Below are 20,805 nucleotides of genomic sequence, written 5' to 3'. Positions count from 1 at the left end.
AAGCGGTGAAACGCGCGTTCACATCCTTTCCTTTAAGGTCTAGGAGTACTTTCTTCCTTTCCAGCTGTAAGGCTGCTTTCTTATGTGCTTCCACATCGCCGTGAGCAAAACGGCAATCATGGCGCCTGCCTGAAGCGGCATCAACCATGCGAGACGAAGTTGTTGCCGCGTCACATACATAACGAATGCCTGCTGAAGGACGATCAAGAGGTAAGGCACGCACCAAAGCCATCGGAAGGTGAAAATTCCAGCGATAGCGAGCGGAAGTGGTGCAAAATAAAAAGTTGTATAAAAAAGTGTCAGGAAAAGTGCCAGAAAAGACGATCGGCCAATGCCGGTGAAGCTGTTCTTCAAGAACCCTTCCCATACGTCGGGGTTGTTCGTGTACATACGGCAAGTTACGGACCGGGTGATATTGGCAAGGATGACGCGTTTCCCGTGTTGCTTCAGGCGGCGAGCCAAGTGGACGTCCTCGACGAGCGAGTCTTTCACGGACGCGTGACCGCCGATTTCCATATAAGCTTCCCGTTCGAAGAACATCCACATGCCATTAGCTGCCGAAGCGAGCGGGTACCGGGAATAGTTGGCGAATACGAGCGGTAAATGAAAGTGGATGACGAAATGCAGCATCGGCACGAGCAGCTTGCTCAGGAATGGCGGCACTTGAAAAGCCGGAAAGCCGGTGACGAGAGCTGCACCGGTCTTATCCGCCAATGTCAAAGACTGGCTGATGGCTTCAGGCGTGAAGGAAATATCGGCATCGATGAACAGCAGGTGGTCACCGGTCGCGGCTTGCTGCAACTGGTGGCATGCATGGACTTTCCCGATCCAATCATCCGGAAGCGGAGTGCCTTGTAAAATAGTGAAGCGTCCGTCTCCATCCGTCGCCGCATGCAGCAGTTCGTTCGTCCGGTCTTCCGATCCATCATTCAGCAGCAGAAACTCCAGCTGCGGATAATCCGCCCCTTTCAAGGCGGCGACCAGTGTCTCGACATTTTCTTCTTCATTCCGCAGCGGAACAAGGACGGAAATCTTCGGCGGTTGTCCGGCGAATGAAGGTGCAGGAAGTGAAGGCATGAACGCACGGTTGCCCACCGTCCACAAGATGAACGCAGCAAGGACGAGTGAATAGATGGCTATCACCATTTCCATTTCACCGCCAGTTCCTTATACGCCTGATCATTCCCGACGATCACATCTTCTCGTTGCGCATCGAGCAAAGCGGTGAAATGCGTTTGCAAAGCTGCTGTCCTGTCGGTGCGCGTCGTCCCTTCCAAATCGGCAAGGCTGAGCGGTGGATGCTGGTGGACCCAGACATCCGGTTTGCGCTCGCGTCCGAATGAATAATAGAAACTGATCGGCACGACCGGGACATCCGGACATTTTTCCATTAAATATGTGACGCCGCTCTGGAACGTGAGCGGGCGCGTCTCCAAGTGCTGCTCCGCACCTTGCGGAAACAGGATGACGGATTTCCCGTCATCCAATAACGCTTTCGCATAACGGAGCGACTCCATGATATCTTTCGGTCGCGTCCGATCGACTGAAAATGCACCGAGCCAGCGGAAGAATGGAAAGCGCTGCAGCCCTGCTTCGTCCATCATGATATGGATATCCTGCCGCCAGATCCGTTCATTCAACAGGAAGAAAAGCAGTCCGTCCCACCAGGAACTATGGTTCGCGATGAAGAGGACCGGCTTGTCTGGAGGTTCCGACAGTTTCTGTCCAAGCAGGCGGTGGAACGATCGTTTGAAAAGAGGCAAGAGCACGAGAGAGAAGCCGTACTTGAAGGGCTTCGATTTCTTCGCCGTGATCATACCGGCCTCTTCTTCCAGGCTAAGGCCAAATAACCTGTTGTCAGGACGGTCGTGCCGATTGCTGCTAAGTACAGGCCGTTGATCAAGCCGAGCAGGATGAACATGGCGATCATCAGTCCATACAAGAGCAGCATCCGTTTTTCAGGAACGCCCCCGCTGATGTCCCAACCTTTTCGCTTCATCAGCAAATCGATGAGGAAGTGGAGGACGAACGACACGACGAACCAGCCGAAGAAGTTGGTCCAAGGGATGCCGTAATACCAGCCTGTATCTTCCCAAATCCAATATCCTTTCACTTCATACGCGACTGGATCGATGATGAGATCCATGATGACAGCACCGATTCCTCCCGCAGCAGCATACAGGATGCCGCCTTTTGGAAAGATCCAGCGTGCTGCCACATGGCTTGTTGCTACGACCATGATCCAGGCGAAGCCGATGGCGATTGGCACACCGAACAAGTTCGGTGCAAAACGTTCCGTATAATCATAAGAACCGAATAGGAAATCGGCTTTGGCACCGGCGCCTTCGACGATGAAAGTCGAGATGAAGATGAAGGCGCTCAACGACAGGCCGATGCCTATTCCGAACCGGCGCATGAAGTACAAAGCGCCCAATGCTCCTGCGAGAATGAGGAAAACGGCGTTCGCCCATTCAAGCCATGATGGAAGCAAGTCGAAACTTAGAAGTAAAACACCGATTATGTACCAAAAAATAAATAATTTAAAGACACCATTTTCGAAACGCATAGTCTATTCCCTCCGTTTCCCTTATATAAATATTATACACGAAAAGAAGTCTCACCAATGATTTAAGGGATTTTGAAATCAAAAGAAGAGGGAAGAAAGGGAATTATAAATCAAGTCAATTAAAATGGAATGTTCAGAATTGAGTTTGCAGGATTTCCTGCGCTTTGTTATACTTGCCAAAAGTATTTGGGCACAAAACGACAGGAGAGACGTGAGAAATGCAGGAATTACTGCGAATCATTTCGGATTCTTATAAACATTTCAGTTCTGGCCAGAAAAAAGTGGCCGAGTTGTTCTTCGACAAACCTATCGTGCTCGCCTTCTCGTCTGCGCTTGAAGTCGGCAGACAAGTGGAAGTGAGCGAGTCCACCGTCATCCGGTGGACGCAGAAACTCGGCTACCGGGGCTACGCGGAATTCCAGCATGTGCTACAACGGAAGCTGGCAGAAGAACGGATCGAGCAAGTCCAGGAAGTTTCAGCAGATTCAGATGGCCAGTCTTTTCTTGGCAAGCTGCTGGATTCGGACATTGCGAACATCCATAAGTTGAAGCAAGTGATCGATGAGGAAACCCTCCTGCATGCCGTGGATCGGATCAGCGAAGCGCACAAAGTATATGTGACAAGTAATTTTTTTGATGAGGGCCTGGCAAGTTGGTTTTCAACTTGGTTAAACGGGGCATTGAATCATACAGATGTCTTGATGCCGGATCAATCTACATACTATCAATCCTTGTCACGCCTCGAACAAGGTGACGTCATGGTCGCCCTTGTCTTTCCGCGCTACACGAGAGCTGTCCTCGAGACACTCGCCATGGCGAAGGAAAAGGGTGCGTACATCATCATCCTGACCGATCCCGACGATTCTCCGGCAGCTGCCTACGCGGACATCGCATTGCGTGTGGCAGTCGATTCGAACTTGAATATCGGCTCCTATACAGCAGTCCACGCATTGCTGACCTCACTTATGCGATTCATTTACGTCAAACAACATGCTGAAGTAAAAGCGAATCTGGAAAAGGCGGAAGTGCTTTTTAAGGAACGGAACGTTTTTCTCTAGAAGAAATGCCCAAACTACTGGAACATCCGAAACGCCACGGCGCTTTGGTCAATAAAACGAAAAAAGGGGAGAGAGACATGAAGAAGAAGCTACAATTTCTAGGTGTAATTCTAACAGCAGGAATGCTTATGGCAGCCTGTGGGGACGATGACTCAACCGATAATTCGAACGGATCAGGCACAGAGGGCGAAAACGAATTGAACCTGCTGGAGGAAGGGAAGTTCACAACAGCTGCAAGTGGACTGTATAAACCTTTCAACTATGAAGAAGGCGGCGAACTGACTGGTTTCGATATCGAAATCGGTGCTGCTTTGGCGGAAGAGATGGGGCTAGAGCATAACCCGGTGACGAACCCATTCGAAACGATCATCCAAGGATTGATCGGCGATAAGTTCGATGTCATCCTCGGATCGATGGCGATTACGGACGAGCGTGCAGAAACAGTTGCATTTTCAGATCCTTATTACCTGTCCGGCGGGAAGATCTGGGTTTCTGAAGACAATACGGACATCACGGAAGCTGCAGACCTCGAAGGCAAGAAAATCGGGATCGTCGCTCAGACAACATACGAACCAGCAGCAAAAGAATATACGGATGATATCCAGTACTACAACAGTGACGTCGTTGCTTTGCAGGACTTGGTGCCAGGGCGTGTAGATGCGGTCATCACAGCTGACGTTGTCGGATTCGAAGCACAGAACGCAGGGCTTGCCATCAAGGACATCGGCGACAACCTATGGATTGAAGAAGCTGCAGTAGCAGTGCGTCAGGAAGATACAGCGCTATTGGAAGAAGTGAACAGAGCACTTGATGCCATCATTGAAAACGGAACGTATGCGGAAATTTCCGAAAAATGGTTCGGCACTAACCTTCTCGAAGTGGAGACAGAAGGAATTGAAATTCTGCGCTAAGCTGAGAGGAGAATCGCCATGGAGACGTTAAAAACGATTTTTGATATTTTTGCGACGACGTATCCCGGCTTTCTGGAAGCCGTTGTCATCACGCTCGAACTAACAGCGATTTCGATTGTTCTCGGTACAGTGCTGGGTCTATTCTTCGCATTGATGAAAATATCGAAATCCAAAATCCTACAGGGTATCGCGAATCTGTACATCACCATCATCCGCGGGACACCGCTACTGGTACAAATTATGTTCCTGTACTTCGGGATTACGCAAATTATCATTCTTGATAACTTCTGGGCAGGGGCCATTGCACTCGGAATCCATAACGGTGCCTACATCGCCGAAATTTTCCGTGGTGCCATCCAAGGCGTCGATGTCGGCCAATCAGAAGCAAGCCGGGCACTTGGCATGACGAACAACCAGACGATGCGGAGAATTGTCTTCCCGCAAGCGCTGAAGCGTTCGATCCCGCCGCTCGGCAACCAATTCATCATCGCTCTGAAAGACTCGTCGCTCGTCTGGATGATCGGGGTAGCGGAGCTGTTTTCGGTGGCAAACCGTTCAGCTGCCGCTTCGTTCAAGCAATTTGAGACCTTCATTGTTGTTGGTTTCTATTACTTGGTTCTCGTAATGATCTTCACGTACATTGTCAGATGGTATGAAAATAAACTCGATGTGGACAAAGCCTAAGGAGGAGTAAACATGATAATCGGAGAAAAAATACACAAATCCTTCGGCGACCTGGAAGTGCTTAAAGGTGTTGATTTGCATGTGAAACCTCAAGAAGTGGTTGTTCTCGTCGGCGTCAGTGGATCAGGGAAAAGTACTCTTCTCAGATGTTTCAACTTTCTGGAGATGATCAATTCGGGGTCGATTACGATCGACGGTCTGAAGATCGATCCGAAGAAAAATAAGCTTGCGAATATCCGTGCGGAAGTCGGAATGGTGTTCCAGCATTTCAACCTGTTCCCACACAAGACCGTGCTGGAAAATATCATCGAAGCACCGGTCATCGTGAAGAAACAGAAAAAAGAGGAAGCTGTGAAAAAAGCACACGAGCTTTTGGAGAAAGTCGGGCTTGCTGATAAAGCTGACGTCTATCCAAGCAAGCTTTCCGGAGGACAGAAGCAGCGTGTCGCCATCGCGCGGGCGCTTGCGATGGAGCCGAAAGTGATGCTGTTCGACGAACCGACTTCGGCGCTCGACCCGGAACTTGTCGGGGAAGTGCTGCAGGTCATGAAGCAATTGGCGAAGGAAGGGATGACGATGGTCGTCGTCACTCACGAAATGAAATTCGCGAAGGAAGTTGCGGACCGCATCATCATGATCGATGAAGGACGGATCATCGAGTCTGCGGATCCGAAGACATTTTTTGAAAATCCGCAAAATGAACGGACGCGCCAATTCATTCAATTGGTGGAATAAGAGGGAGCTGGCGTCTGCGCCGGCTCCTTTTCTTTTTGCCGACTGTGAAGTTTCTCCGGGGAGCAGCACGGGTAAAGCACGGATATCCTATTGAAAAGGCGGGATAGCTATGAAGTTGATTGAAACCCCTCTATTGCTGGGTGAGAAAAAGCGTCACTTCGGCAAAGTACTGAAATTCGAGAAGACGCTTGTAACAACAGTACAGTTGCAAAAAGGTGAAGGAATGGAAGAGCATTCATCGAAGAAAGACGTCATGATCGTCGTCCGGCAAGGCATCGTCTCCTTCGAGCATGATGGGGAACGGGTGAATGCGGCGCCAGACAACGTCCTTTACATTGAACCGGAACAGTTACATAGCGTGCACGCGGAAGAGGACAGCGAATTCCTGCTGATTCAGACCGGCCGCTGATAAAAGAAATAGCGCAGGAATGGACACCCATTCCTGCGCTATTTTTTTACCATTCAATCCCTTCCGGGTATTCCAGATTGATCGCGATTTCATGGATCGGCTTTTTCGTAGGCTCCGCGGCAGCCAGGACCTGCTTGCGGAATGCTGTGTAGTCCTGATCATGCACTGCGAGTTTAAAGGCAATCGCACCAAGGCTCTTTTCGCGCTGTCCTTTCGTCATGTCCAAGTAGCGCAAGTTCAGGAAGTCCACGTACTGGATGGCGTAGTCATGCACGGTCGGAGCGGCTTGGAATGCTTCCAGCACTTTTTTATATTCCTCTTCAGGCACATGCCCTTGCAGACAATCAAGAACGATTGCCTGGAAGCGTGTGATGACATGAAGCAGCGGATCCCACTGCGTACCACCAGCTTCTTTCAGGTGGAGCTGAGTGAAATCCTTCAGCGCGATGGCAGTGTAGATGATCTCAGGCCACAGCACTTCAGCGGAATAGTAAATGTTCTTATCCGGCACGATCATGCCCTTTTTCTTTTTCGCATGCTCATTCAAGCCGTTGAAGATGAATTCGATATTGCGGTCGCCTTGTGCAGCATGGCGGATTTCATAAGAGACGCCGAGGATGCGCATCCGACTTCCTTCGTAACCCATGTATTTCCCTTCTGGTCCGAGCACTTTGTAGAGTGCTTGGTTCAGTTCGTCGAGATCAAAGTAATCCCCGCTTACTTTTACACCTGTCTGGTTTGGGGTTGCCGTAATGGTCAGCATGCGACCACCTCCTTATCGTTTTGGTTGATAATCGAGTTCTTTGAACAGTTCTGCTAGTTCTTCTTTCGTCAAATCACGCCATTCGCCGTTTGCCAGATCACCGAGGTGGATACTCATGATGCGGATGCGCTTGAGTTTTCGCACTTCATAGCCGAGAGCTGTGCACATGCGGCGGATCTGCCGGTTCAATCCTTGCCGGATGATCAGCTTGAACGTGAAGCGCGAAATTTTGGTCGCTTTCGCCGGCAAAGTGATCGTATCCAAAATCTCTACGCCAGCCTCCATTTTACGAAGGAATTCATCAGTGACCGGCTTGTCGACCGTCACGATATACTCCTTTTCATGCTCGTTTTCGGCACGCAAAATTTCATTGACAATGTCTCCATCATTCGTCATCAAGATGAGGCCTTCCGAATTCTTGTCGAGCCTCCCGATATGGAAGACCCGTTCCGAATGGTTGACGAAATCTACAATGTTCCCTTTGATGTGGCGCTCTGTCGTACTTGTGATGCCGACCGGCTTGTTCAATTTCAAATAGACGTATTGCCGCTTCGGTTGTTTGACAAGCTTGCCATCGACGTGAACTTGATCGCCCTCTTCGATTTTGCTGCCGAGCTCGGCAGGCTTGCCGTTGATTGTTACACGTCCGTCTTCGATGAACTTATCGGCTCCGCGCCGTGAAGTAATTCCTGTTTCACTTAAAAATTTATTGATTCTCATAGAAAAAACCCTTTCTGCTAAAGATGCTTCTGTCCCTATTATACCCCAAAGGGAAGAAAGAGAAATAATTGGTTTCTAATAGTTGCAATTTTCCGATGAATTTGACAATATAGAAATAAGACGACTGAAAAGAGCGCTTAAGAGTGGGTATTATGTAAGCGTATTCATTCCGGTCGAACAGATAATGGAAAGGGAGATGAGAGAATGGTTTATGCAATGCCGAACACAGATGGTTCAAAAGTAAGCTTCAAGGAGCAATACGATAACTTCATCAACGGCGGTTGGCAAGCACCGGCTGGCGGAGAATATTTCGAGAACGTTTCACCGGTCAATGGAAAAGTGTTCACGAAAGTTGCGCGTTCATCAGCTGAAGACGTAGAGTCGGCACTTGATGCTGCACACGCAGCGAAAGACGCATGGGGCAAAACATCGACGACAGAACGGGCGAACATCCTGCTGAAGATTGCGGACCGGATGGAAGAGAACCTGGAAATGCTGGCAGTTGCAGAAACTTGGGACAACGGCAAGGCGGTGCGTGAGACATTGAACGCCGATTTGCCGCTTGCGATCGACCACTTCCGCTATTTTGCAGGGGCTATCCGTGCACAGGAAGGGACGACGAGCCAGATCGACAATGACACGGTCGCCTACCATTTCCATGAGCCGCTCGGCGTAGTCGGACAGATCATTCCGTGGAACTTCCCGTTACTGATGGCAGTGTGGAAGCTCGCGCCGGCACTTGCAGCGGGTAACTGTGTCGTCTTGAAGCCAGCTGAGCAGACACCAGTCAGTATTCTTGTGTGGGCTGAACTCGTCGGTGATCTGCTGCCGCCAGGTGTCCTCAATATCGTCAACGGCTTCGGGCTGGAAACAGGCAAGCCGCTCGCTTCAAGTCCGCGGATTTCCAAAATCGCATTTACAGGAGAGACGACGACAGGCCGCATGATCATGCAGTACGCTTCACAAAACTTGATTCCGGTAACGCTCGAACTGGGCGGGAAATCGCCGAACATCTTCTTCAAGGACATCATGGATCAGGATGATGCCTTCTTCGACAAAGCAATTGAAGGATTCGTTATGTTCGCCTTGAACCAAGGAGAAGTATGTACATGTCCATCCCGTGTATTGATCCAGGAAGATATTTACGATGCCTTCATGGAGCGTGTCTTGAAGCGTGTCGCAGCGATCAAGACAGGAAACCCGCTTGACCCGGAAACGATGATGGGGGCACAAGCATCGAAGGAGCAGATGGAGAAGATCCAGTCCTACTTGGATATCGGGAAGCAGGAAGGCGCGGAACTGCTGGCAGGCGGAGAACGAAACATGCTTGAAGGGGACTTGGCAGAAGGCTACTACATTCAACCGACCGTCTTCAAAGGGAACAACAAAATGCGTATTTTCCAGGAAGAGATCTTCGGACCGGTCGTGTCGGTCACGACGTTCAAGACGAAGGAAGAAGCATTGGAGCTTGCCAATGATACGCTTTACGGACTTGGTGCAGGGATCTGGACGCGCGATACGAATACAGCGTACCGTTTCGGCCGGGGCATCCAGGCAGGCCGTGTCTGGACGAACTGTTACCACCAATACCCGGCGCACGCAGCATTCGGCGGCTACAAAATGTCAGGCTTCGGACGTGAGAATCATTTGATGATGCTCAATCATTACCAGCAGACGAAGAACATGCTCGTCAGCTACAGCGAAGACAAGCAAGGATTCTTCTAAAAAGAAAGAAGTGATGGAAATGGTCGAACGAGTCATTGCAACAGATGCAGCACTCGAATTGATCGAATTCCTGAAAGCGAAGCATGGGCCGATCATGTTCCACCAATCTGGCGGCTGCTGTGACGGTAGTTCGCCGATGTGCTATCCGGAAGGAGATCTATTCCTCGGGGGTCAGGATGTTAAGCTTGGGGAAATCGGAGATACACCATTCTACATGCACAAGAACCAATTTGACTATTGGAGCCATACGCAATTGATCATCGATGTCGTCGAAGGAAGGGGTGGGATGTTCTCGCTCGAAGGCGTGGAAGGCAAGCGTTTCCTTACACGTTCGCGTGCATTCACAGCGGAAGAGCTGGAAGGGTTGCAGGTGAAAAGTTGAATGAGGAAGGTCGGCAAATCGCTTCGATTTGCCGATTTTTTTATTTGAAAAAAGAGAGGGGAAAGGCGTCCGGAAATGGAAGAAGAGGGCTGAAAATGGTATAATAGATGAAGGAAAGGTGGTCATTCCGTTGGCGAAAATAAGCTTGCGCGTATCCGGAAAATCCGCTTCACAGGCGATTTCCTATGCCTCACACTCCCTCGTTACCGAAGGGTTTCATGTGACGGCAGAGACAAAAAGAATCGTTCATTCCGTATTGACCGGCGAAACGTCCGAACACCAATTTCATTTAGCTGTAAAGCGGAAGTTCAATGTCTAAATATCAGCACACCTCGATGTATTGTTATCCTGGAACGGACGTCTTGATCAATCACTTTGAGCTGTATGATGAGGACAAGCTGAAAGAAATCGAAGCAGTCTATTCCGTCTATCGACTCTCTGAACTGGCGGTGAGTCCGCTGTACGATCCGGTTGACCGGGAAGCGTTCCTCGAAATTCACCGGTGGATCCTCCAGGATATTTATCCATTTGCCGGAAAGCTCCGTGAAGAGATGATTTCAAAGGGCTCTTCCACGTTTGCACACCCGACTCATCTTGATGCGCAATTGACGAAAGTGTTTGAGGAGCTGGCTTCGGAGCAGTACTTGAAAAACTTGCCGCGGCCTCTTTTCATCGAGCGGCTCGCGTATTTTCTCTCTGAACTGAATGCGCTGCATCCATTTCGGGAAGGAAATGGACGGACCGTGCGGGAATTTGCGAGACAATTGGCGGCAAATGCTGGCTACCGTCTGGATTGGGAGAAAATTCCCGGCACGGCTGAAATCATCAATGCATTTGTGGATTCATTCAATTCGAATAATGATCGACTGGAACAATTATTGGACGAAATCATATCGAAACAAAAAGACGATCACTGACAGGCGTGTGGACCTGGCGTGAACGTCTTTTTAGTTTCAGGAAACAACCGGATGCTGATCCAGCCAGCCGATGCCGAATTCGACAAGCGACCGCATGTCGGCAATCTTCACGTCGGCTTGGCCGAGCGCCCCTGTCCGGATGTGTCCGGTATAGTCTTTCACGAGCTCCGGGAAGCGGTCAGCATCCATATCTAAGCAGTCGAACTCGACCCACTGGCGCTGGCCGGCGATTGTCATCGCTGCGCCTTGCGGAGAGTATGTCTTTTTCTCCTGTGCATACTCGGCATAATGGAGTGCCGTACAGCTATCGAACCCGACCCCGATGAGCAGGATTTTTACGTCATGCTGCATCATTTTGGCGAGCGGAGAGCCTTCCCCGAACGAATCTTCAAGCGGCTGTTCGCTCATCCATTCCGCCGCATATTTCCCTTGCGCAATAAAGGAATGGGCTGGATGCGTACTGCGGATTGTCGCCGGATGGCGGTGGAAGCATTCAGCGACTTTCCCCATGCCGCGAAGCGCAGTGAGATGGGGATCATAGGCCGGCCACTCGCGACGGATAGGGTCGTGCCAATTTTCCGGGACGGGCGGTTCCATCCAATAGCGCGGATCGGAATTGTCGGACGACTGAGCAGGCATGACGACAGTACCTTCAGCTGACACGGTTTCAAGAAGTGCTTCGACTACCGCTTGCGCCCCGCCGGCAATCCAGCCCATCGCCTTCAAGGAGGAATGGACGATGAGGTGATCACCCGCACCGAAGCCGAGTTCCTTCATTTGCTGCTTCAACGTTTCTTTTGATTGGAATGCAGGTGTGTTCAAAATGGATAATAATTCAGACATTGGAAAGCCCCCTTTTTTCGAGTATAGCATAGATGTTTTTATTGCAGATTCGCCTTTGGCAGGCTAGCATGGAAAGAAAGGAGCTGGTGAAAATGAAAGCGAAGCCGATGAAAGAGTCCCAAGCCATTCAAATGCGTTTGGTCTTGCCGCCTGACACGAATCACATGGATACGATTTTCGGGGGCAAAGTGCTCGCATATATTGACGAAATCGCCGGTATTTCTGCAATGAAGCATTCAGGCAGAAGAGTTGTCGTCACTGCATCCATCGACTCGGTTGATTTCCTGTCACCTGCGCATGTCGGGGATGTACTCGAGCTTGAAGCGAATGTCACTTCGACCGGGCGTACTTCAATGGAAGTATACGTGCGGGTGAAATCTCAGAATTTGCAGACGGGCGAGGAGCGGCTAACAACCGAATCGTTCCTGACACTTGTTGCGATGGGCGACGACGGGAAACCTGTTGAAGTGCCGCCGGTCAAACCGGAATCCGCTGGGGAAAAACAGTTTTTCGAAACAGCCCCTGCGCGCCGGGAATATCGGAAGAACCGCGTCAAAGCACCGAGATTATCGTGAAAAAAAAGAGTTCCGGGAGTCACCGGAACTCTTTTTTGTTTTCAAGGGAATTTATATTTTCCAATGAACTTTTCGGTTCACTTGAAATGACGAAGAGGCTGTGGATAAGGGGGTATGGGGAAAAAAACAACATGTGGATAAGTTTCGGGAGCAAGAACTGTGGATAATTCCGTTCCTTACGGCTGTGGCAACAGGCAGGCCGAAGTGTTTCGGCTTTTGCGGAAAAGGAATAACAAAAGCAAGAGAGATGATACAATAGCAACAGCAATAGAAAGGAGCGACCGCATCATGAAATATACGAAATCGAAGATGGAACGTCTCGTCAGTGAAAATCCGGAGCTGAAAACGCGTCTGAAAACACTGATGAAGGACATGGACCTGGAAAAGAATTTCGCCTTAAAAGCACTTTACCATTCAGAAGTGACAGACAACGGACCTTACCAATCTGCCTATCAAGACCTCGACTTGCTCTAAAAGAGCAGTTTTTTGATCTTAAACGTTTGACCAATACAAAAAACACCTCCGAAACTTCAGCTTATGCAAGCGTTGTTTTGGAGGTGTTTCATTTTGTTCGGCTTATATTAAGCGTTTTTCCCAAGTAGCTCTTCGAAATATGCTGCGAATTCTTTCGAGCGTTTCAAAATCGTGCTTGAAGAAACTGCGAACTTCTCACTCAAATCTTTCGCAGAAAGCATCGGACCGTTGATCAGTTCGTGGTCCTGCAAGAAGCGCCAGTATCCTGCAACAAGTGCTTCCGGCTTCTGGACGGATGGTTGCTGGCTCGTCAAGTAGCTGCTCATGATGCTTGTGATGTTCCCGACGGTCTCTTCGTCGAAATCCGCTTGTTCGATATGTTTCTGCAATTCGTTCATGACCGCTTCGTGCTCAGGCGCGAATTCGATCGAATCTTCCACAGTGCCTGCAGAGTACTTGACGATCATTTCGACAACTTCCAAGTAATGATCGTGCAAGTATGCTTCTTTATCAGTTACATCGCCCATCGCAGCATTCAGACGTTCCATGAATGGTCCGAATTCACCGACGACTGTCAAATAGCCGTTCAAGAACAACGCGCCGTTTTCGCCAGCGCGTGGATCCGGCAACAGAATGGCAAGAAGGCCTTGGCCATCTTCCATATCCGTCGGAGGCTGGTCGTTCATCGTATACGTCTTATCACTGAAGACATCTTTGAACTGAGCCGTTTCGACATCTCCTTCTACGTATTCCCCAAGGAAAACAGTGACATCCTTCCAGCTTTCCAAGACGTTCTTCGTCGTCGGACGCTGTGCTTGTTCAATCTGTTTCACCAAAAATTCCTGCCAGAGCTCTGGACGCTTCATGAACAAGTAGTTTTCGATGACGAATGCTTGTGCATCCTGCTCAGCCATGGATTGCATCAGGCGTGGCTGCCACTCCTGCTGATGTGTACGGAATGCTTGCAGTTCTTGCTGGTCCGGGTTCTCCGAGAAGAACAATTGACGGACTTTGAATAGCTCGTCATTGACCAAATCCGTTACAGAAACGGTTTGTGCTTTGCCGTGACATTTCTTGTATTTCTTACCACTGCCACATGGGCAAGGATCATTTCTTCCTACCATTCTTCTTCACCTACATTTTTCTTGAGTGTATCACAGAATGCGCTCAGGCTCAAAAGTCCGATGATTCAGACAGAAAACGCATTGTGACCAAAAGGGATTTCGGTTAGTCGAATAACACGACACCGAGCGATTCAAGCAAATGCCGCGGCACGAAGAAGCGAGCGGTGACAAGCGGGTCGACCACTTGACTGATTTGTGTTTCCCCGACTGCGCTCATGAGCATCGTCAGATCAGAAACCGACAGCTCGGTATGCGGCAGCAGCAAGTCGATCATTTCCTCGGTCGCAATCTTGATTGCTTCATCTAATGTAAGCGCAGAAACAAGCAAGTAAATGCCATGCTCATTTTCCAGAAGCGGCCAGTCGGATCGGTGGCCTTTGACGACATCGAACGTGACCGTCGCTTTCCCTGGAACTTCAATGCCTGACACGCTCACTTCGCCGTCTCCCATCGCGGCATGGAAATCGCCAAGACCGAACAAAGCACCGTCTATATGGACCGGGAAGTAGAGCGTCGCACCTTCTGTGATCCATTTCGTATCCATATTGCCGCCGTGAGATCCAGGCGTTCCACACGATACCGGCTCCCCTTCAGGAGCGACACCGATGACGCCGATCATCGGATTGAGCGGCAGCCCGATTTTCTCGGAAAACCAAGCCTTGCCGTCACGGATCGGAATGATTTTAGATGTCATTTCCTCTAAGCGATGGCCCATGACGCCGAGTTCAGGACCAGTCACCATGACACCTTGCGTGCCGATTTCAAGTTTGTCGATCCGCACTTTGAGCAAATCACCCGCTTCGACACCTTCCACGTAAATCGGCCCGGTCGCCGGATTGATGGCATCCCAGTCGATGGCTGTCACTTCCTGCTCGGCCGACTGGATCTGGTCTGTGAAGCAGTCGTAAGTCTCGATTTCGACAGTGTCTCCGACTTGCACATACAGCACCGGTTCATGATGGGAAGAAAATGCATAGATTGCTTGGTCCTTCGCTAATGATTTCACGCTATCGCTCCTTTTTTTGATTGTTTCATCTATTGTAGCAAGACCAACTACAGTTCGCAAAACATCGGATGAAACGGAAGCCGCTCTATAGTAAAATGGAGGAAGTGAAGAGGAAAAGGAGGAGAACCATGTACGAAAATCAGAGCACGGACATGATTGCCTGGCTTAAGGTGATCTTCCTCTCGACATTGTTGATCGTTGTCATGCGGGAATTCATCGTAGAACCTGTGGAAGTGCATGGCCAATCCATGCAGCCGACGTTCGAAGAAGCGGATCTCGTCATGATTTCCAAATTGACCAGCATCGAGAATTTCGATTTGATCGTCTTCAAAGTACCGAACGGCGATAATTACATCAAACGGGTCATCGGAATTCCGGGGGACCGTGTGGAAGTGAAGGATGACGAACTCTATTTGAACGGACAAGTAGTGGAAGAACCCTATCTGCAATCGAACCGTGCCAAGGCACACGCGATGGGCTATCGCGGACTGATGGCGGACGTTGCCGCATTGACGGTACCTTCCGGCTGTTATTTTGTCCTTGGCGATAACCGCGCCCACAGCCTGGACTCGCGCAAAATCGGCTTTATTTCCGAAAAAGATGTCATCGGGGAAGTGAAGCTGCGGCTGTCTCCGGTGAAGGAAATCGGAGTTGTACGCTGAGAACCAGTGACTGGAAAATAAAAACATATTGAAAGCCCGCTTTCCAAGGAGGAAGTGGGCTGTTTTTGTAGCAGGAGAGCTGAAAACCGTTCGGAAAGGTGCCTATGAATATGCGAACGTTCGTAAAGTGTTGTGGGATGTTTACGAACGTTATTTTTGCCGTTTCTTGGTGTTTTTGAAGCGTTCGTAAATGTGTACTTTTACGAACGGTTTAACAGAGTGAAAAATAAGAATAAATAACTGAAAGTTTTGATTTTTATATAGTTTAAAATGGATGAAATTGGTATAGTTAAGTTAACTAATAGTTTTGGATTAAAGTTTTTGATAATAAATATGAGGGAGGGATATATGTGAGTAAAACAGTAAAATTAATTATTAGCTTGGTAATTGTAGGACTTATATTTTTGGGAGGTTTTTTCGTAGGAAATATAAGTAAGGCAGAAATTATGAAAGAAATAAAAATTGGTTATGAGGACGTTGAGAATTCAAGCAAAGTAATTTACGAAAAAGTTTTTACTGATATAGAAAATTCAACTACTATCGATAATTTCATCATGATTTACTTGAACGCCAAGGAGATTGAGAATCCAAATATAGACTTGGAAAATCCAGATATGTATATTGAGTTAAATAATCCAAATGCTTCTGTCGGTTTAATTGATTCAAAAGTATGGTTTGTCGATGATGGTGCAATTATTGGGAAACGAGCAGGTGAGAGTTGGGATCAGATTGATTTTTATAGAACTGATGAAAGTGATGCTGAGTATATAAAAGAAATTGTTGAATTTGTAGAAGAGTAACAATTCTGAGTAAATACGAGTTTACATATCATGAGGTTATCGGAAGCTGCAAAATAGAAGGGAGACATTTGGTGATTTCTGAATGTCTCCCTTCTATTTAGTACACACCAACAATGAGTGTAACCAATGCCTGTAACCATTCGATTAATGGGAAGAAAGAAGAAACAACAAATTCAAAATCCATCTTCCAAGAGCTGCATTAACAGGAAAACGACGCCAAAGCTTCTGGTGCCAACTGTTCAAGAGATGTTGTTTAATTCATACTTGGCGGAGCTCATTGCTTTAATCCATAATTAACGAGCTTTCCCTTAGTTTATAAATTAGGAATGTAATTATGGAGACATTGACCAATAAAAGAAGATGAAATGTGAAACTGAAATCCAGTATGATTAAAATCCCGGTAATAGAGAGGAGACATGTACTGAGAATAGCGGTGATTATAGTGGATTTACCCTGCTTGATTACTTCCATCTCACTGGACCAGTTATAATTAGGGAATTTCAAATTGACAAAGAAGCCCACAATGCTGACAAGAAGTAAACTAGTGATGGTAAAAGAAATGAAGAGCAGTGAATCCAATAACGATGAACTGAAATTTTGAGTATAGACCAAAATAGCACAAGCTAATCCCGGCACAAATAGCAGCACGTTTAATGCGATCTTGGCTTTTGCAAGGTCCATCAAAGAGAGCGGAGACGTCAACAAAATCCAGATGCTTTGGCCTTCAAAAGATAGGCTTGATGAAGTTGTTGTGGTCAAAAGAATGCATACAGTAGTAAATAGTATGAAGATATACTTGCTTGATAACGTGATAATTGACAGTTCCAAGGTATAGTCATACAACAGAGGGGAAATATTGAACAAGTAAGCCAGGCTGCCAATTAGTAATAGCGCAGGTGTTAGTACCGTATTGCTGACATAGGTGATAGATGATAGATAAAGTTTCAGCTCTTTTGAGAATAGATTTTTAAATAAACTATTGGAAGAAAGTGTGCTAGAATCACGAGCTTTCCTTTTTGACGAAGTAGAGTAGCTTGCAACTAAGAAAGCATATCTTTTAGTAAATACGTAGCCGGTTATGAGAACAAGAGCGAGAGTTATTCCTAGTAAGCACACTAAATTGAAGAAGCCAACTTCTGATGTAGAATTGCTAATGATGCCGAATAAGTAGAGTGGAGAACTATTGGAAAAAATGTCTTTGTAATTTAATGAAGCAGAGTTGTACGTGTTGTATAAAAGAGGTGAAAGGAATAAAAAGAATGTAAGCAAAGCTTCGATCACATTACTATGGATTCTTAAAAAATTAAGGAGAACTTTTACTGCTAATGAAATGATGAATGTTGTTGCGATAACTAGTAAAGGGAGGATCACAACAAGAAGAAGACTGGATAATAGTACGAACCAGAAGTCGGGAAGAATGAACATATGCAACAAGATGCCAGCAAAAACGGCTATTGCAGCAATGAGTAAATAAAGGATCAGGAGTTTGATTACATTAAATAGCTTGGCTTGCCACAATGGCATGGGTAGGCTGAAAATAAGTTCAGTATCTGAAGAAAAAATCAATTTTTTAAGGCCGCTTAAGATGGTCCAGAACCCCAAGACCCAAAACAAAATGGACGAAAGAATCGGAAAAAACAACATGGATTCTTCGCGGATGTACAAATCAAAGGCGATATAGACAATATAGCCAATGGCCATGACAACAGCGGCACAATAGCCCGCCAACGTAAGAACAGCATGCTTTAGGTCGTCCTGATTAGTGGATGATCCCAATCTGTAAAACTGAAAATCATTTGCTAAGCTATACTTTTGCAATTGGATGAGCTTACTCATGTGTTGTGATGCTCCTGAATTTTTCACTTAAGCTACTTTCGGACAATAGATTGATCATCGTATCATTGACGACCACTTCGCCGTTGTGGATCATGACCACTTTGTTGCAGAGCTTTTCCGCTACTTCTAAAACATGAGTCGAATACAACACAATGGATCCTTCAGCTGCCCGTTTCTTCATTTCTTCCTGTAAAAAATAAGTGGCGTTCGGATCCAATCCGACAAAGGGTTCATCCAATATGATCAGTTTTGGATTGTGCATAAGGATGGAAATGAGCACCAGTCTTTGTTTCATGCCATGCGAATAGGTAGAAATCAACTCATGGATAGCACTGCCGAAATTGAGCTTTTTCAGCAAAGTGTTCAATTGCTCGTTTATCGTCGCGTTATCAATTTGATAAATGCTTCCAATGAGTTCCAAGTACGAATACCCCGTCATGTTTCCGTAGAGTACAGGAGTGTCGGGCGAATATCCGACCATCTGTTTAAATTCTTGTGGGTTTTTCTTTATACTCACGCCATCTAATTCAATATCTCCTTGATCGAAGCCATGAATGCCCACGATGGATTTGATGGAAGTCGTTTTTCCTGCCCCGTTCATGCCGATGAAAGCGCAAATATCGCCTTTAACCAAATCTAAGGTTAAGTTCTTAATGCCTTTTTCAGATCCTTTGTATAACTTGGTCAAGTTGTTAATCGATAACATTTGAACCAGCCTCCTTCAATTATGCCTTTTTCAGATTCCTACTGGCCCATGAGAGATTCAGTGAAATGAATGCCAAACAAGTTGCAATACTGAAGTAATTCAAGTCGTGGACCGACAGCAACTGGTTCTCCGCCAGATTTAAGATGCCGCCTGGGGATAGCTGGAACAAGAGGTGGTTGAACCCCTTGATCAGAATAAAGAAAATAGAAGCAGCGATTGTTGTGACGGCGATCAGGATGGGGCTCTTCACAAAGGTACTGATCAAGATGGCAAGACTCACGACGAAAAGGATCCACAAACTGTACAACAGCAGAAACAGCACAAAGTTTGAAAAAGAGAAAGAACCGAATAAGAAGATGGTGTAAACATAGGAAACGACTGCCCCTATGGAGATGCTGAACATGCTGATTATCCAATGGCCAGCCAGCTTTGACACTAGGTAGGAGCGCAGTGAAACAGGGCGGGTCAATATGAAATCTTGCATACCGCTATTGCGGTCGGCTGCAATCAGCCCCATTAAGCTAATAATCAGGATGATGAGTCCGATTTGATTGAATTGGCCGGAAATGGTGGACAGTAGAACTTCAGCAGAACTTGGTACCGGCCGGTTCGGATCGATGGTGATGCCATCTGCGCCGCCAACATTTTCAAGTATAACGTCCATGTATTTAGTGATCAGCGGTTGAGTAAGGCCCAAAATCACGAAAAACAGCGTTAACCAGATGAACTTAAATTCTTTTGCGGCTTCTACTAGTTCAGTGCGCGTTAATGTATAAAAGTTTGTCATGTGTCCGACACCATCTCCAGGAAAATTTCTTCTATCCCTCTTTCATAAAACTCAATGGACGTAATATCCATTTCTTTTGCAGCGAAGTCGTTTACGACTTTATTTAAATGCAATTCTTTAGCTCCTGTTAAAAGAAAGGTGTTCGGTGATAGGCATTCAACGCCTTCAACCTCAGAGCTTTTCAAAGCTTCACTTGTTTTTGGGACATTCCCCATCTTCACAAGGATTTGTTTACGCTCTGTTTTCTGAAAATCGTCATTTATGTTTCCGACAATCCTTCCATTTTTAATGATGATAAACCGGTCGCAAAATTCGCTGGCGTCATCCAATATATGGGTCGAAATGATGATAGTCGTCCGCTTCTTTAAGCGAGCAATCAATTTTTTTACTTCATTCCGGCCGATCGGATCCAACGCAGAAACCGGTTCATCCAAAATCAGCAGCAGCGGCTGGTGCAAAATGGCCTGGGCGATCCCTAGCCGCTGCTTCATGCCGCCGGATAATTGTTCCACTTTGTAATTTCCCTTATCCTTGAGCCCGACTTCTTTTAAAACCGCTGAAATATTCCCCTGTAAAAACTCCTTATCCAAGCCCGACAATTTTCCGAAGAAAAAGAGCGATTCTTCACAGGTCATCCACGGCTTGAAGTCCGTCTGCTGGGACAAATAGCCAATGCTTTTCTTGTGCTGCACGATGGGTGTGGAATTGAACGTGATGGCTCCTTGTTCATGTTGCAGAATGCCGGTCATGCATTTAATGAGCGTCGTTTTTCCGGCTCCGTTCGGTCCCAACAAGCCCACACACTCGCCTTCGGCAATTGAGAAGGTGACATCGCTTAAAATTTTTCTTTTTTTGATGGTCTTATGAAGCTTCTCGACTGTAATCATTTCGGATCATTCTCCTTCCAATCACTAAATACAGTATCGGTCCGAGCAATTGGAGCAATAGAATGATGACCAGCCAAATATAGGGGGAGACAATCAGCACTTTTCTTTTGTACCAATCATAGAGTGCAACTCCAATCAGTAATAAGTTGAAGAAAATAATTGGCAAGGCAAAAGGCAAAATCTGTGGCCAGTCAATTTCCAGTAGAGCAGACATATCTGTATTCATCTGAATCAC

General features: G+C 47.2%; 26 protein-coding genes. 13 read left to right on the top strand and 13 right to left on the bottom strand.

What is annotated here, in order from left to right:
* Nucleotides 1–39: 39 nt before the first annotated feature.
* Genes GIW82_RS08385 through GIW82_RS08375 form a run of 3 tightly spaced genes read right to left on the bottom strand, consistent with a single transcriptional unit; the run spans nt 40 to nt 2,566 of the window.
* Nucleotides 40–1,152, bottom strand: a complete 1,113-nt coding sequence (locus GIW82_RS08385; RefSeq protein WP_230309256.1) for a glycosyltransferase family 2 protein — start codon at nt 1,150–1,152, stop codon at nt 40–42.
* Nucleotides 1,140–1,817, bottom strand: a complete 678-nt coding sequence (locus GIW82_RS08380; RefSeq protein ID WP_154749382.1) for a lysophospholipid acyltransferase family protein — start codon at nt 1,815–1,817, stop codon at nt 1,140–1,142. Before GIW82_RS08380 ends, GIW82_RS08385 begins: the two co-directional genes overlap by 13 nt.
* Nucleotides 1,814–2,566 carry a carotenoid biosynthesis protein gene (locus GIW82_RS08375; protein ID WP_154749381.1) on the bottom strand — a complete coding sequence of 251 codons (753 nt, stop codon included), beginning with the start codon at nt 2,564–2,566 and terminating at the stop codon, nt 1,814–1,816. Before GIW82_RS08375 ends, GIW82_RS08380 begins: the two co-directional genes overlap by 4 nt.
* A gap of 218 nt (nt 2,567–2,784) precedes the next feature.
* Here GIW82_RS08375 and GIW82_RS08370 point away from each other — a divergent pair, with 218 nt between their 5' ends.
* From GIW82_RS08370 to GIW82_RS08350, 5 genes are all read left to right on the top strand, one after another.
* Entirely contained in the window at nt 2,785–3,624 is an 840-nt protein-coding gene (locus GIW82_RS08370) for a MurR/RpiR family transcriptional regulator (protein WP_154749380.1), read from the top strand.
* A gap of 77 nt (nt 3,625–3,701) precedes the next feature.
* Nucleotides 3,702–4,535, top strand: a complete 834-nt coding sequence (locus GIW82_RS08365; RefSeq protein ID WP_154749379.1) for a transporter substrate-binding domain-containing protein — start codon at nt 3,702–3,704, stop codon at nt 4,533–4,535.
* Nucleotides 4,536–4,553: 18 nt separating this feature from the next.
* Entirely contained in the window at nt 4,554–5,219 is a 666-nt protein-coding gene (locus tag GIW82_RS08360) for an amino acid ABC transporter permease (RefSeq protein ID WP_154749378.1), read from the top strand.
* Nucleotides 5,220–5,231: 12 nt separating this feature from the next.
* A complete protein-coding gene (locus tag GIW82_RS08355; protein WP_154749377.1) occupies nt 5,232–5,954 on the top strand; it encodes an amino acid ABC transporter ATP-binding protein in 723 nt (240 codons plus the stop codon).
* Between the two features lie 109 nt (nt 5,955–6,063).
* Nucleotides 6,064–6,363, top strand: coding sequence for a cupin domain-containing protein (locus GIW82_RS08350; protein ID WP_154749376.1), 300 nt, complete (start codon nt 6,064–6,066; stop codon nt 6,361–6,363).
* 46 nt (nt 6,364–6,409) lie between these two features.
* Here the strand turns inward: GIW82_RS08350 and GIW82_RS08345 are convergent, their stop codons facing one another.
* Nucleotides 6,410–7,126, bottom strand: coding sequence for a DUF6904 family protein (locus GIW82_RS08345; protein ID WP_154749375.1), 717 nt, complete (start codon nt 7,124–7,126; stop codon nt 6,410–6,412).
* Between the two features lie 12 nt (nt 7,127–7,138).
* Complete coding sequence (gene rluF / locus GIW82_RS08340) at nt 7,139–7,846, bottom strand: 23S rRNA pseudouridine(2604) synthase RluF (protein ID WP_154749374.1); 708 nt, start codon at nt 7,844–7,846, stop codon at nt 7,139–7,141.
* A 204-nt stretch (nt 7,847–8,050) separates the two neighbouring features.
* Between rluF and adh the strand changes: the two genes are divergently transcribed.
* From adh to GIW82_RS08320, 4 genes are all read left to right on the top strand, one after another.
* Entirely contained in the window at nt 8,051–9,571 is a 1,521-nt protein-coding gene (gene adh / locus GIW82_RS08335; RefSeq protein WP_154749373.1) for an aldehyde dehydrogenase, read from the top strand.
* A gap of 19 nt (nt 9,572–9,590) precedes the next feature.
* Nucleotides 9,591–9,953: a DUF779 domain-containing protein gene (locus GIW82_RS08330; protein ID WP_154749372.1), complete on the top strand. Its 363-nt coding sequence runs from the start codon at nt 9,591–9,593 to the stop codon at nt 9,951–9,953.
* 130 nt (nt 9,954–10,083) lie between these two features.
* Nucleotides 10,084–10,272, top strand: coding sequence for a hypothetical protein (locus tag GIW82_RS08325; RefSeq protein WP_154749371.1), 189 nt, complete (start codon nt 10,084–10,086; stop codon nt 10,270–10,272).
* A complete protein-coding gene (locus GIW82_RS08320; protein WP_154749370.1) occupies nt 10,265–10,870 on the top strand; it encodes a Fic/DOC family protein in 606 nt (201 codons plus the stop codon). The genes GIW82_RS08325 and GIW82_RS08320 overlap by 8 nt, the downstream gene beginning before the upstream one ends.
* Before the next feature lie 36 nt (nt 10,871–10,906).
* On the opposite strand, the gene GIW82_RS08315 is transcribed toward GIW82_RS08320, so the two are convergent.
* A complete protein-coding gene (locus GIW82_RS08315) occupies nt 10,907–11,713 on the bottom strand; it encodes an AAC(3) family N-acetyltransferase (RefSeq protein WP_154749369.1) in 807 nt (268 codons plus the stop codon).
* 92 nt (nt 11,714–11,805) lie between these two features.
* On the opposite strand from GIW82_RS08315, the gene GIW82_RS08310 reads away from it, so the two are divergent.
* Nucleotides 11,806–12,288, top strand: a complete 483-nt coding sequence (locus tag GIW82_RS08310; protein ID WP_154749368.1) for an acyl-CoA thioesterase — start codon at nt 11,806–11,808, stop codon at nt 12,286–12,288.
* Between the two features lie 288 nt (nt 12,289–12,576).
* Nucleotides 12,577–12,762, top strand: a complete 186-nt coding sequence (locus GIW82_RS08305) for a hypothetical protein (RefSeq protein ID WP_154749367.1) — start codon at nt 12,577–12,579, stop codon at nt 12,760–12,762.
* 107 nt (nt 12,763–12,869) lie between these two features.
* Here GIW82_RS08305 and GIW82_RS08300 read toward each other — a convergent pair whose 3' ends face one another.
* On the bottom strand, nt 12,870–13,886 hold the full coding sequence (locus GIW82_RS08300; RefSeq protein ID WP_154749366.1) for an SEC-C metal-binding domain-containing protein: 1,017 nt from the start codon (nt 13,884–13,886) through the stop codon (nt 12,870–12,872).
* 103 nt (nt 13,887–13,989) lie between these two features.
* Nucleotides 13,990–14,892 (bottom strand): acetamidase/formamidase family protein, encoded by a 903-nt coding sequence (locus GIW82_RS08295; protein ID WP_370456140.1) that lies wholly within the window; start codon nt 14,890–14,892, stop codon nt 13,990–13,992.
* A 128-nt stretch (nt 14,893–15,020) separates the two neighbouring features.
* On the opposite strand from GIW82_RS08295, the gene lepB reads away from it, so the two are divergent.
* Both lepB and GIW82_RS08285 read left to right on the top strand, forming a co-directional pair.
* Nucleotides 15,021–15,554 (top strand): signal peptidase I, encoded by a 534-nt coding sequence (gene lepB / locus GIW82_RS08290; RefSeq protein WP_154749364.1) that lies wholly within the window; start codon nt 15,021–15,023, stop codon nt 15,552–15,554.
* 350 nt (nt 15,555–15,904) lie between these two features.
* Entirely contained in the window at nt 15,905–16,354 is a 450-nt protein-coding gene (locus tag GIW82_RS08285) for a hypothetical protein (protein ID WP_154749363.1), read from the top strand.
* Between the two features lie 282 nt (nt 16,355–16,636).
* Here the strand turns inward: GIW82_RS08285 and GIW82_RS08280 are convergent, their stop codons facing one another.
* Genes GIW82_RS08280 through GIW82_RS08260 form a run of 5 tightly spaced genes read right to left on the bottom strand, consistent with a single transcriptional unit; the run spans nt 16,637 to nt 20,796 of the window.
* Nucleotides 16,637–18,190, bottom strand: a complete 1,554-nt coding sequence (locus tag GIW82_RS08280; protein WP_154749362.1) for a hypothetical protein — start codon at nt 18,188–18,190, stop codon at nt 16,637–16,639.
* Nucleotides 18,183–18,896 (bottom strand): ABC transporter ATP-binding protein, encoded by a 714-nt coding sequence (locus tag GIW82_RS08275; protein WP_154749361.1) that lies wholly within the window; start codon nt 18,894–18,896, stop codon nt 18,183–18,185. The genes GIW82_RS08280 and GIW82_RS08275 overlap by 8 nt, the downstream gene beginning before the upstream one ends.
* 19 nt (nt 18,897–18,915) lie before the next feature.
* Entirely contained in the window at nt 18,916–19,683 is a 768-nt protein-coding gene (locus GIW82_RS08270; RefSeq protein ID WP_154749360.1) for an ABC transporter permease, read from the bottom strand.
* Entirely contained in the window at nt 19,680–20,570 is an 891-nt protein-coding gene (locus tag GIW82_RS08265) for an ABC transporter ATP-binding protein (RefSeq protein WP_154749359.1), read from the bottom strand. The genes GIW82_RS08270 and GIW82_RS08265 overlap by 4 nt, the downstream gene beginning before the upstream one ends.
* Nucleotides 20,545–20,796 (bottom strand): PLDc N-terminal domain-containing protein, encoded by a 252-nt coding sequence (locus tag GIW82_RS08260; RefSeq protein WP_154749358.1) that lies wholly within the window; start codon nt 20,794–20,796, stop codon nt 20,545–20,547. The genes GIW82_RS08265 and GIW82_RS08260 overlap by 26 nt, the downstream gene beginning before the upstream one ends.
* Nucleotides 20,797–20,805 lie beyond the last annotated feature (9 nt).

The sequence above is a fragment of the Planomicrobium sp. YIM 101495 genome (genome assembly GCF_009707665.1).
Classification (GTDB): domain Bacteria; phylum Bacillota; class Bacilli; order Bacillales_A; family Planococcaceae; genus Planococcus.
This window is presented reverse-complemented; position numbering and strand designations above follow the sequence as displayed.